7 protein-coding genes are annotated in these 12,488 nt (G+C 39.0%); 4 read left to right on the plus strand and 3 right to left on the minus strand.

All coding sequences use genetic code 11. The features are described 5' to 3' along the window. Window positions 1-648: 648 nt before the first annotated feature. Genes ACNQGJ_RS08010 through ACNQGJ_RS08020 form a run of 3 tightly spaced genes read left to right on the plus strand, consistent with a single transcriptional unit; the run spans window position 649 to window position 7,746 of the window. Window positions 649-3,690, plus strand: coding sequence for a SusC/RagA family TonB-linked outer membrane protein (locus ACNQGJ_RS08010; RefSeq protein ID WP_417974927.1), 3,042 nt, complete (start codon window positions 649-651; stop codon window positions 3,688-3,690). A 10-nt stretch (window positions 3,691-3,700) separates the two neighbouring features. Beyond that, a complete protein-coding gene (locus ACNQGJ_RS08015; RefSeq protein ID WP_417974926.1) occupies window positions 3,701-5,131 on the plus strand; it encodes a RagB/SusD family nutrient uptake outer membrane protein in 1,431 nt (476 codons plus the stop codon). Then, complete coding sequence (locus tag ACNQGJ_RS08020) at window positions 5,131-7,746, plus strand: LpqB family beta-propeller domain-containing protein (protein WP_417974924.1); 2,616 nt, start codon at window positions 5,131-5,133, stop codon at window positions 7,744-7,746. The genes ACNQGJ_RS08015 and ACNQGJ_RS08020 overlap by 1 nt, the downstream gene beginning before the upstream one ends. Before the next feature lie 55 nt (window positions 7,747-7,801). Here the strand turns inward: ACNQGJ_RS08020 and ACNQGJ_RS08025 are convergent, their stop codons facing one another. The 3 genes from ACNQGJ_RS08025 to ACNQGJ_RS08035 all read right to left on the minus strand — a co-directional run bounded on the left by ACNQGJ_RS08025 (window position 7,802) and on the right by ACNQGJ_RS08035 (window position 10,680). Beyond that, the gene (locus ACNQGJ_RS08025; protein WP_417974922.1) at window positions 7,802-8,080 is read right to left on the minus strand and encodes a DUF6520 family protein; all 279 of its coding nucleotides are present in this window, start codon (window positions 8,078-8,080) and stop codon (window positions 7,802-7,804) included. 83 nt (window positions 8,081-8,163) lie between these two features. Further along, complete coding sequence (locus ACNQGJ_RS08030; RefSeq protein ID WP_417974920.1) at window positions 8,164-9,678, minus strand: MauE/DoxX family redox-associated membrane protein; 1,515 nt, start codon at window positions 9,676-9,678, stop codon at window positions 8,164-8,166. A 105-nt stretch (window positions 9,679-9,783) separates the two neighbouring features. After that, on the minus strand, window positions 9,784-10,680 hold the full coding sequence (locus tag ACNQGJ_RS08035; protein WP_417974918.1) for a helix-turn-helix transcriptional regulator: 897 nt from the start codon (window positions 10,678-10,680) through the stop codon (window positions 9,784-9,786). Between the two features lie 826 nt (window positions 10,681-11,506). Between ACNQGJ_RS08035 and ACNQGJ_RS08040 the strand changes: the two genes are divergently transcribed. Next, a complete protein-coding gene (locus ACNQGJ_RS08040; protein WP_417974916.1) occupies window positions 11,507-12,376 on the plus strand; it encodes an ABC transporter permease in 870 nt (289 codons plus the stop codon). Window positions 12,377-12,488: the final 112 nt, after the last annotated feature.

The raw sequence follows: 12,488 nt of genomic DNA on the forward strand, positions 1-12,488 counted from the left end.
TGATATAAAAAAATCACTATAAATATAATGCCTGTGCTGTTTCTTTATTTTGAATTAGTGTTTCAGTGCAGGCTCTTTTTTATTGTGAATCGTGACTAGCAACGAGGTCATTTTTATTTAAAATTTTAAATTGTGGTAAAGAGCAAAGACGTTGATGTTAAAAATCAATCTTCCTTCTTTATACCACCCTTACGCCACATTACCTTAGGAATACAACTGGGTTTACAACATCTGAATTATTATAATGAAATACTACAAACAAATACAAATAGGAATAATAATACTTTTTATAGCAACGATGTTCATGTGGCTTTATGGTTGAGATAGTTTCACCGGAACTGATCTTCCAAAATCATATTGAGAGGAGCAAAGAGGTCATTCGTTATTTTAAATTTTGAATGTTGAATTGGGATAAAAGAATTAAGAACAAAGAATTAAGAACAAAGAATAAAGAGTATAGAACAAAGAAGCAAGAATATAAATCTAACTACAAACACGCCTATGACAGAATAACATTATAGAGGTTGCTTTCCGCCACGGCGGACAAGCTGTGCCTCGCAATGACAAAAAGGCCCTCCAACCGTCTCGACAACTGAAAAGAGGACCAATGCTAACAAAACTAATGTTTCATTTAACTATACCAATATTATGAATAAATTTTCATTTTACAAGGGTAAATGGTGGATTCCTATACTTTTAGGGATTTACTTATGCTATTCTCCAGCACGTTCCTCTACAATAAGCCCTTCGACTGCGCTCAGGGTGACAAAAAGTGATTTATCACAACAATACAATATTACCGGAATTGTAAGTGACAGTCAAGGTATACTGCCCGGTGTTACTGTATCTCTAAAGGGAAAATCGACCGCTACAGTTACCAATTATGACGGTACTTATAGTTTGACTGCTAGTACTACGGACACTCTTGTTTTTTCTTTCGTAGGTTATAAAACCTTGACCGTTCCGATAGCGGGACGTACTACAATTAATATACAACTACAAGAGGATGCCACCCAACTGCAGGAAGTGAAAATTAATGCAGGTTATTATTCCGTTAAAGAAAGCGAACGTACGGGGAGTATTGCGAAAATTACATCAAAAGATATTGAAAACCAGCCTGTAACCAATGTTCTTGCTGCGATGCAGGGGAGGATGGCGGGGGTGAATATTACCCAGACTACCGGAACTCCAGGAGGAGGATTCTCGGTACAGATCAGAGGATTGAACAGTGTTCGTGCTGCTGGTAATAATCCGCTGTATATTATAGACGGTATACCTTACTCCACTGATGCTATTGGCAGTGGGCAAAATGCTACCGGTTTTCCCAGCAGGCTTAGTCCGTTGAATAGTATCAATCCAGATCAAATAGACAGTATTGAAGTATTAAAAGATGCGGATGCTACAGCGATTTACGGCTCAAGGGGAGCGAACGGCGTTGTACTGATTACCACCAAAAAAGGCAGGCAGGGCAAAACGAAATTTACTACCAACCTATCTACAGGTGCCGGATCCGTTACCCGTTTTATAGACCTTGTCAACACCGAACAATACATAGCCATGCGAAAGGAAGCGTTCGTTAATGACGGGATTACGCAATATCCACAAGCGGCCTACGATATCAATGGGGCATGGGACCAAACCCGTTATACCAACTGGCAGAACGCATTGCTTGGTGGAACATCGCTGATTAGTGAACTCCAATCTTCCGTTTCTGGCGGTAGTGCCCAAACACAATTTTTGATGAGTGGCAATTTTAATAAACAAACCACCATCTATCCTGGGGACTTCGTCTACAAGAAAGCCAATCTGCATTTGAATATTAACCATGAATCAGAAGACAAAAAATTCCATACTAGTTTTAGTGGAGGTTATACTTTGCAGGACAACAACCAATCGCGGATTGACCTGAACACAACTGCCTTACAACTTGCTCCCAATGCTCCAGCACTTTATGGTGAAAACGGCGAACTGAATTGGGAAAACAGCACCTTCAATAATCCGCTTGCTAATTTTGTTGGAGGTTACAATGCCAAGACCCATGACCTTTTAGCAAGCTCACTATTGTCTTACAGGATTAGCGATTCTTTTGAAATCAGATCTAATTTTGGATATTCGACTATTTACAACGACGAGGTGAACGGTCTGCCTTCAACCATGTTTGATCCTGCCTCTGACACAGGGCCAGAATTTTCGACTTTGATAGTGGGACGTAACACCAGGAAAACATGGATTGCAGAACCACAGATGAATTGGAAAAGACAGTTCAAGAACATTGCTGTGGATGTACTGGCAGGTAGCACATTCCAGTCCCAAAGCAGCACACAGCTGGTGCAAGTTGGACAAGGATTTTCGAGCAATAGCCTGCTGTATAACATTGCATCGGCAACCACAGTTACCATTCCTGCAAATGATGAAACGCAGTACAAATACCAAGCATTATTCGGCAGGCTCAATCTGAACTGGAAGGAAAGGTATATTGTGAATCTTACTGGCAGGCGAGACGGATCAAGCCGTTTTGGTCCTGGAAAGCAATATGCCAACTTTGGTGCTGTTGGTGCAGCATGGCTCTTTTCGAAAGAACGTTTTGCAGCGTTGTTTCCTATACTAAGCTTTGGAAAAATCAGGGCTAGTTATGGTGTAACGGGAAATGACCAAATAGGCGATTATCAATTTCTTGATACTTATGGCTCTACGGGAGTTAACTATGGAGGAACGATAGGGTTACAACCCACACGTCTATATAACCCCGCCTTTGGGTGGGAGACTAATAAAAAGTTTGAGATTGCGCTTGAAGTCGGTTTTTTTAAAGATCGGGTCTTTTTAACGGCAGGATGGTACAACAATCGTTCTTCGAATCAACTGACCGGAATACCATTGCCGGGAACCACCGGATTTACCGTCTTGCAGTCTAATCTTGATGCACTGGTAGAAAATAAGGGAACAGAGCTTACTTTGCGTACGGTTAACCTTGAGAATAGCGTACTTACTTGGTCTACAAATTTAAATCTGACGTTTGAGAAAAATACTTTATTGGAATATCCAGATTTAGACACCTCTACATTCCGAAACACATACGTAATTGGAGAACCACTTAACATCAAGAAAGTGTATCATTTTACGGGAGTTGATCCGCAAACCGGCATCTACACTTTTGAGGACAAGAACGGAGACGGTCTTTATACAACAAAAGACGACAAAACCGAAGTACGGGACTTTAATCCTGAATTTTATGGTGGATTACAAAATACTGTAAAGTACAAACACTGGCAGCTTGATTTTCTTTTCCAGTTTGTAAAACAGCTGAACTACAATGGTGACGCGGCGTATACCTTGCCGGGGAGCATGTTTAACCAGCCCGTCAGCGCATTAGACCACTGGCAACAATCGGGCGACATTGCCTCGCACCAAATTTATACTGATGGAAGCAATACCGCTGCTGTAGCTGCTTATGACCGATATCTCGCTAGTGATGCTGTGATTTCGGATGCCTCTTATATACGACTGAAGAACATTTCGATTTCATATGACCTGCCAGAAAAGATCCTAAAGAATATGCGATGCAAGATTTTTATGGAAGGGCAGAATGTGCTGACTTTTACAAAATACCAAGGCGCTGACCCGGAATTTAAGTCGGTTGGTTATTTGCCACCGCTTCGAATTCTTACTGCCGGACTACAATTTACATTTTAATACTACGACTATGAAAAACAATACCACAAGTACGATACATATTTGGTGCCCTAAAAGCACCTTACGCCGTCGTTTTTATTCGGCTATTTACATGATAATCCTAGCGCTAACTTTTCAGGCTTGTGATGAGTTTGTTGCGGTCGATGTGCCCAAGAATCAACTTATTGCCAGTGGTGTTTTTGAGGAAAAGGCCACCGCCAATGCTGCCATGACTGATATCTATTCGAAAATCAGGGATTTTGGTCTGCTTACCGGAACACAGGCAGGATTATCGCATACCTTAGGGCTTTATGCCGATGAACTGGTGTTTTATGGTACTGCGCAAAACGGGAATACTGCATTTTATACTAATACACTAGTTGCCTCTAGTGTTGAGGTCAGGAACATCTGGAATTTGAGTTATAACCAAATCTATGCTGCCAATTCGGTTATCGCCGGCGTTGACGGAGCGGTCAAACTGCCACAGTCTGACAAAGACGCATTAAAAGGAGAAGCTTTGTTTGTTCGCGCGATGCTACATTTTTATCTCACGAACATTTACGGTGGGATTCCCTATATAACCACCACAGACTACGAGCAGAACAGAAAGGTGTCAAGAACCTCCGTGAGCGCCGTTTATGATTTGGCCAAAGCTGATCTGAATGCCGCTATAGCTTTATTACCGAGCACCTATAATGGAGCAGGACGCACTCGTCCCAATAAATTTGCTGCGTATGCCTTGCTTGCAAGAGTTTGTCTGTACGCCGGTGCGTGGGAAGAATCTTCAAATGCTGCCTCGGCGGTACTTAACAATACGGTACTCTATCCCTTTGAGACCGATCTTAATAAAATTTTCCTAAAGGAAAGCACTAGCACGATTTGGCAGTTAAGCCCAAAATCACCGACCGGCAATACTAATGAAGCCGCCACGTTTATATTTACCAGCACACCTCCAGCATTGTCTGCTATGAACGGAGATTTGGTTTTAGCTTTTGAGGCGGGAGACCAGCGTGCTGTCAAATGGGTTAAAGTAATAACCAATGGGGGATCAAGATGGTATCATTCGTTCAAGTATAAAAAGAGAACTAATACAGGAACTGTTGAGAACAGCATCATTTTTAGGCTTGGTGAATTGTATCTTATCCGTGCCGAATCAAGGGCACGAGCCGGAGAACTCATAGGAGCAAAAGAGGATTTAAATGTTATGCGCAAAACTGCAGGTCTTGGAAATACGACAGCGTTAACACAGGAAGAACTTTTAACAGCCATTTTACGGGAGCGAAGAGTTGAACTGTTTGCTGAATTTGGACATCGCTTTTTTGATCTTAAGCGATTTAACCAAATCAATCAAGTGTTGTCTGCCAGTAAAAACGGTTGGGATGCCAATGATGTTTTGTTCCCCATTCCCGAGACGGAAATTGATCTTAACGGTACTCTTGCACCTCAAAATCCTGGATACTAATGAAGACTATACTCCAACATAATTTTTTAATTTGCTTTCGTTTATTTTGGTTTTTTGTAACCGTATCGAGTTTCGGACAGGTTTCAAAAGGCCACCAATTGACTATTGCAGATTATCCTTTGTGGCATACACTGCGACAACATCAGCTTTCAGATAATGGAAACTGGCTGAGTTATAAACTAGACTATGACGGTTTACCCGATACTCTTTTTGTGAAGCATACAAAAAGTTCCAAGAGGTACACTTTTCCGAAAGGGTATAGCGATAGCTTTATAGGGAATAATGCATTTGCCTGTTTGGACAACAGCAAAACATTTCATCTTTTAAACCTTACGAATGGTGTTGTCCTTAGGAAAAGCAATATCACATCATATGAATCTTTAAGAGGCAAGGTGATATTGTTTAGTGATTTAGAAGGAATTAAAGGGAATTTGACTTTAACTGATTTAGATCTTAAAGTACTTCAGACTTACACGGATGTTCACAGTTATGCCATAAGCCATGATCGAAAATCGGTGGCTTTCACTACGAGTTCCGGGACTAAAAATGCTGTCTATGTTATTAATTTGGATACGGGAACGGAAAGCAAATTAGTGGTCGAAAGCACTACCCATTCCTTTACTAGTTTGACCTGGAGCGGTACTAAAGATTCGTTTGCCTTTATCAGTAATCCCACGGGTGCATTACATTTGGCCGATGCCATAATTTATCATTACAGTGAAAAGGAAGCATTGCAAAGTGTTACTAGGGCAGAGGGAAACTGGACTGAAAATTTTGAAATTGCATCTACTGACCTCTCCGGGATTCATGTATCGGATGACGGCGAACGTGTTTTGTTTATCCTGAAAGAGAAGTTAGAAAGCAGTGAAAAAATGGCAGTATCAGCAGTGCAGGTGTGGAATGGTGATGACGAAACATTATATCCTTATACTAAAGTGAGCAGGAAGTCTCCGAACCACTTGGCAATATGGTGGCCTGCCGAGCATCGAATGATAGTAACCGGCAGTGCCGATAAAGCGATTGCAATGGTAGGCGGGGCACAAAAGTTTGTGCTTGCAAAATCATTTTCGAAATTGCAGCCCTCGATAAAATACTATCCAGACAGCGATTATACGTTTACTGATTTTGAAACCGGAAAAGAGCACCCCTTTTTGAATCAGCAACCCGGAGAGTCTGATTCTTTCTATACGTCACCCGGTAATACTTTTATCGTTTATTTTAGGAATGATCACTGGTGGGTGTATGATATTAGGAAAGGAACACATTTGAATCTTACCAAAAATCTAACAGTGCAATTCTCTGAAGAAGATTATGATCAACCAAGCGCACCACCACCGTATGGCATTGGTGGGTTTACCAAGGATGATAGGGCATTGCTGCTTTATGACAAACATGATGTTTGGGAAATAAGAAGCGATGGTTCAGAGGCAAAAAAACTCACCGATGGACGCAGTACTCAAATGGTGTACAGACTGTCTGGAATATATGATGCTACTATTCTTGTAAAATCATGGATGATGCCACAGATTCCTGTTGTTGATAACAATAGTATGTTAGTGGAGGGCATTGCTTCTGATTTCAGTATTTCGGGATATTATAAATTGAGTAAATCTAAAATTCATACTATGACCACTGTTTCAAAGCGGTTGAAACATCTTACAAAGGCGAAGAATTGCGATTATTACACTTTTACACAGGAAGATTACAACAGTCCCTTAGAAATAGTTGGAATGGATGGAAGCGGGAAAACAAGTAGTATATTTAAGAGCAACAAGCAGCACTATCAGTATAATTGGGGTAAATCTGAACTGATATCGTATCAAAATGAGAAGGGCAAAGCACTTAAAGGGATCTTGTTTTATCCTTTTGATTTTGATCCTGCTAAAAAGTATCCCATGGTGGTGCAGATCTATCAAAAACAAAGCCAACTGCTGCATGCTTATACTAATCCCGGGCTTCATAACGGAAGTGGATTTAATAAAACAAACCTGACCAGTACTGGTTATTTTGTACTCTATCCTGATATTGTCTATGAAATAGGAAATCCCGGTTTTTCAGCACTAGATTGCGTGACATCCGCAACAAAAGCTGCAATTGGATCCGGATTTATTGATACAGAAAATATTGGGCTGACAGGGCATTCTTTTGGAGGCTACGAAACGGACTTTATTATTACGCAGACCAATATGTTTAAAACAGCAATAGCTGGAGCGGGCATCTCTGATTTTGTAAGCGGTTATCTTTCATACGGGGTGAGTTATAAGCGACATGATGCTTGGCGGTTTGAAAATGACCAATTTCGGATGAAAAAATCGCTATTTGAAGATTGGGAAGGGTATAGGAATAATTCCCCTATAACATTTGCAGAACAGGTACAGACGCCTTTGCTTTCATGGGCAGGCGAAATAGACGCACAAGTAAATAAAGACCAGACTATGGCGTTTTACTTTGCCTTGCGAAAACTGAATAAGTCGCATGTAATGCTGTTGTATCCCGGAGAGGGACATGTACTAATGGATAGGAAAAATCAAGAGGATCTTTCCAATAAATTAGTTGAGTGGTTTGATTATTATCTGAAAGGAAACGGAAGAAAGCCTGATTGGCTGAACCCTTAACAATTCGTCTTAAATTAGAAATGCAGTTCCAAGAGGAACTGCATTTCATTTTGAACTATTCTTCAATGCGGTACAGTTCCACCGGACAATCGGCGTCCAAAGGATTTACTTTACCCCACAGTCGCGCACCGGCATTTGTACAGATCGTTCCCGTGTCATCAGTGTCACACATTGTGCTTGTCTGACATTTGTTTTGCGCGGAAATGAATTTGTACCCTGTTACGTGCGAAAGGGCTTTTGTGCTGCTCATTGATGTTGTAGTGAATGCACCACCAACTCCAAGAACCATTACTGCCAAAGGCATCATCATTTTTTTTAAAAAAATTGTTCTCATAATAAAAATATTTAATGGTTATGATTTACTCTTTTACAGGTTTTCAATCTTACCCCTGAATACCGGCCAGTATATATTGTAATTTAATTTTTAGGAATGAGGTCATCCAGAAATTCATAGCATACCAAATGATTATTAATTAGTGCATATAAATGATTGTCGAAAACAATGAAACTTCTCATTTTTTTGTTTTTGATATGATAAACATAAAAACTAGATTGGTAGCTTTTCTTTGTCAGGTTATATACATCTATTATACTTGCGTTTTTCCAAACACTTTCAGCATCATATTGCCCGGGTAGAAGCGAGTTTACATAAAGATAATCACCATTGACAGCGCTGCTTTTATTTACAACAAGTGCAGGCTTTACTAATTTAGTGACCTTGCTTTTCCCAACTTCGGCAATTTCTAATTGAGCCTTTGAAATGGTGTCTATAGTATTGCCACGGTATTGCAGTACCAGATTTCTATCTGTGACGCTATATTGATTCCGATATCGATAAACATATACTATTTTATCCAGATTGGTATTAAAATGGAGGCTGCCATCGGTATCAAAAACACCATCGATCTGTTTCTGCAGAATATCTGGTGCATAAGTAACTGCCAAACTATCGGATGTGTTAAGAATGCCAAGTAGGCTTTCTCCTGATTGCGGCGATTTATATCGAACCGTTAGATTTATAGAATCTGTCGATTCTGCCTGTGAGAAACGAGCACCGGAATTAATCTTTAGTGTTGCGATCCAATTAGAAATACTTCCTTTAAATACATAAGGGACTGCTCCCTCAAACACAAAGAAGTTCTGATTGAAAACACGAATTTTCGGAACCCGAAAAGGCAGGTCAGTTTGCTTTAAACTGATTTTGTGAGAGGTTGTATTTTTGGTTTTTAAGTCGAATATTGTAATTAGCAGTGGGGCAGTCCGATTACCCAAATATATTTTTCCGTTTCCTGTTCCGGCAAAATAGTAGGAGTTGTATAAAAGATTGATTTTATATCTTTCCTGTGCGGCATGTTGCGGAAAGCGACGGGTGAAATTATTGTGATATTGGATGATGTTTTCTGACAACAGGAATAGTAGCACTACTACAGTACTTCCTATAGCCGCAGTTATTATCAAGACCCAAATTTTTCTTTTAGAGTTCATTGACGAAGTGAACCCTCTGTTTTTGCAGTTTATGGGTTCGTAAATAAGCGCTACAGCGAGTAGTACAACAAATATTAAATTAAAAACCAGATGTTGGTTCCATGTCATTTTTTCCAGAATGCCACCGCAGGAGCATGGAATGTAGGCGCTGAAATTTAAAATTATGTAGATATAAGCTGTAAACATCATCATTAATGCAAAAGCTGACAGCAGACCAAAAAATCTAAATTTATGACTGAATAGTACAATTGCAATTAGGATTTCAATCACAGGTACCAGAATTGCAACCCAAGCTGCAAATGCACTTAGCAGTGGTGACTGCCCAAGTTGGATTTGGAAGTTCTCAAAATCGATTAATTTACTGCTTGCAGCGTAAATGAAAAGAAGCGCTGTAAGGACGCTAATAATGAAAACGAAATTGCTTTTAAAGTTTTGGATCTTGCTCATTTTAGTAGTTTTGATATTGTAAAGTTGCAACTGTTATTTTGGTTGACTTATGCAAATGAGGCTTTTCGTTATACTAAAAAGAAAGTTCCATAAACAGGGGTCAATTTACTCAGGTGGTCGGTTGAGGTCGCTAGGAGCATAGCCATAATGCTTTTTGAACGCCTTGTAAAAGTTTAAATAGGCGCTAAAACCACACGTAAAGGCAATTTCCTTCAAAGAGATTTGAGTATTCTGAATGAGTAGATGCGATTTTTTAAGGCGTTCCAAATGATAAAAATTGTAAACGCTAGTATTGAAATACTTACGGAAACCTATCTTTAGCTTGTGCTCTTCAGAGTCAAACATAGCAGCCAATTTTTTTAGGGAAGGAAGGGGCTCTTCCAAGTGATTTAAGATGTAATCATAAATACTTTGCATTACCACAGCTTCGGATTGTTTATCTGCGGTTATTTTTCTTGAATGAGAAGCGTGTGGCAACAACTCGTGCAATATCGTGGTAATAGAACTTATTACTATTTTATCACTGTATTGTAATCGTGAAATAGTGCAAAATGAAGGCAGTAATTTATTATTACCTGTTATAAAAATAAGCTGAACCGTACTGTGGTAATTATCATCAAGTGAGGCTTCCATCTTTTTTTGATTCCAAATACTGAAGGACTTTGGCGCAATAAATTTTCCAAAGTCAACGTGAAATAATTCTTCAGATTTGCAGCATAGTGCTTCGGGTACGTGTGCATTAAAATTGCTGATTGTAAATTTATCATTTAAAATAAATGTTGTTTGCACTAAGTTTTGATAACTGTAGTGTGGGTTAATGTAACCTAATCTTAGTATAATATCATGCATTAGTCTGGCGAGATTGTTAAGCATTTCAGACAGTTTGTCAAGTTCATCATTTTGATCTGTTTTGATAATTCTAAAAGAGAGGTTGCCGGTTGCCATTTCAAAAAGCATTTGGTAAATCGCCTTAATCCGTTGTTGGTTTTGTTGCGTATCCATGATGATGTATTAGTGAAGATTTGTCGGAATGGAGTGGGGAAGCGGTGACAAAATTATATAATACAATTCTCTGAATCAAGAAGTATAGTGTGCAATTCGGGAATTACACACCTGATTTGGGGCTATTTTAAGCATAAAAAGCATTACAATTTATTTGCAAAGTTGTTTCTATTTTGGTTGTTATTATTAAGTAATAAGTGAACGAAAATTATTTTTAAGTCAAGAAAAAATCCTGCACCAAATAAAAAGTGCATTTGATAATTTGTAAAGGATTATTTATATTTTTGCTTAGTTGTGAATTGCTTTCAAAATTGTATTTTAACTTATAATTTCCAACTGCTATTTGACTATCTAAGTGAGGAAGATTGTTGTTAATTGTTGCAATTATTTATGAAGGAATAGTATATTAGCCGGAAAAAAACTTTTATTACCAAATGGGCTTTGCTTTAAAACTGTTGTTTAGAGTTGCGAAGCGCGTCCCAAAATTTAGATTTTTTTTGGCACTGAAATAAATTTAGGCATTAATTAAAGAGAGAATCGCACCTAAAAATAAATATTTTATGACGTCATTTTTGCGTAGTGTAAAATATTTATATTTGCTTGGGAATGATACTGTTTAGTTTTTAAAAAAATATCTCTCGTCTCACGTCTCTCGACTGCGCTCGAGATGACACGCTCGAGATGACACGTTCGAGATGACACGTTCGAGATGACACGCTCGAGATGACACGCTCGAGATGATGATCTTCTAAAGATAAGCACGAAATTACTCTCTCTCGACTGCGCTCGAGAAGACACAATGAACAACAAGATTTTAGCATAAACGATGAATCAACCTGAGCATACCAGCACTACTTGGCTGTTTGAAATAACGCCTAAAAATAAATTCTTCTCGCTGAACCTCAAGGAAGTTTGGCAATACAGAGATTTGCTGCTGCTTTTTGTAAAAAGAGATGTGGTGACGGTTTATAAGCAAACTGTTTTAGGGCCACTTTGGTATCTGATACAGCCGTTGTTTACTTCCATTACTTTTACCATTATTTTTAACAATGTTGCGGGGATTAGTACGGGAACGGTTCCTCCTTTTTTGTTCAATTTAGCAGGAATTACGGTTTGGAATTACTTTACCGCTTGTCTTACCGGAACCTCAAATACCTTTGGTGCTAATGCTGGAATTTTTGGTAAAGTATATTTTCCAAGGATTATTGTGCCGTTGTCCATTGTAATTTCTAACTTGATTAAATTTGGAATTCAATTTGTAATATTTATTGCGTTTTATATTTTCTATTATCTAAAAGGAGCAACAATTGGACTAAACGGTTCTGTGGTATTCTTCCCTTTGTTAATTGTACTGATGGGAGTTTTAGGATTGGGATTAGGGATGTTTATCTCTTCCTTGGTTACTAAATACAGGGATTTTAGTAATTTGATTGGCTTTGGAGTACAATTGTTGATGTATTTGTCAGCTGTCATGTATCCTATGGCATTAATCAGAGAAAAATTACCCACTTATGGCTGGTTAGTCGAATACAATCCTTTGGCGTATGTGATAGAAACCGCCCGTTATATGTTGTTGAATGTTGGGCAGATTTCCTTTTGGGGATTAGGTTATACGTTCTTAGTAACGGTGATTGTGTTTTTTATAGGAGTATTGATTTTTAATAAGACGGAGAAAAGTTTTATAGATACGGTTTAGAGTCCTCCCCCCGGCCCCCTCCGAAGGAGGGGGTGTTGAGTCTGGGAAGGGGATAAAAACGTTTTAGATACCTTGCTCCCCTTCCTTCGGCGTGGATGCAAGTATTACTAAC

Source organism: Flavobacterium cryophilum (assembly GCF_048286555.1).
Taxonomy (GTDB): Bacteria; Bacteroidota; Bacteroidia; order Flavobacteriales; family Flavobacteriaceae; genus Flavobacterium.

What these genes read in the sequence shown, in the direction of transcription:
- ACNQGJ_RS08010 (WP_417974927.1), top strand. Translation starts at nt 649, where the DNA reads ATGAATAAATTTTCATTTTACAAGGGTAAATGGTGGATTCCTATACTT.
- ACNQGJ_RS08015 (WP_417974926.1), top strand. Translation starts at nt 3,701, where the DNA reads ATGAAAAACAATACCACAAGTACGATACATATTTGGTGCCCTAAAAGC.
- ACNQGJ_RS08020 (WP_417974924.1), top strand. Translation starts at nt 5,131, where the DNA reads ATGAAGACTATACTCCAACATAATTTTTTAATTTGCTTTCGTTTATTT.
- ACNQGJ_RS08025 (WP_417974922.1), bottom strand. Translation starts at nt 8,080, where the DNA reads ATGAGAACAATTTTTTTAAAAAAAATGATGATGCCTTTGGCAGTAATG.
- ACNQGJ_RS08030 (WP_417974920.1), bottom strand. Translation starts at nt 9,678, where the DNA reads ATGAGCAAGATCCAAAACTTTAAAAGCAATTTCGTTTTCATTATTAGC.
- ACNQGJ_RS08035 (WP_417974918.1), bottom strand. Translation starts at nt 10,680, where the DNA reads ATGGATACGCAACAAAACCAACAACGGATTAAGGCGATTTACCAAATG.
- ACNQGJ_RS08040 (WP_417974916.1), top strand. Translation starts at nt 11,507, where the DNA reads ATGAATCAACCTGAGCATACCAGCACTACTTGGCTGTTTGAAATAACG.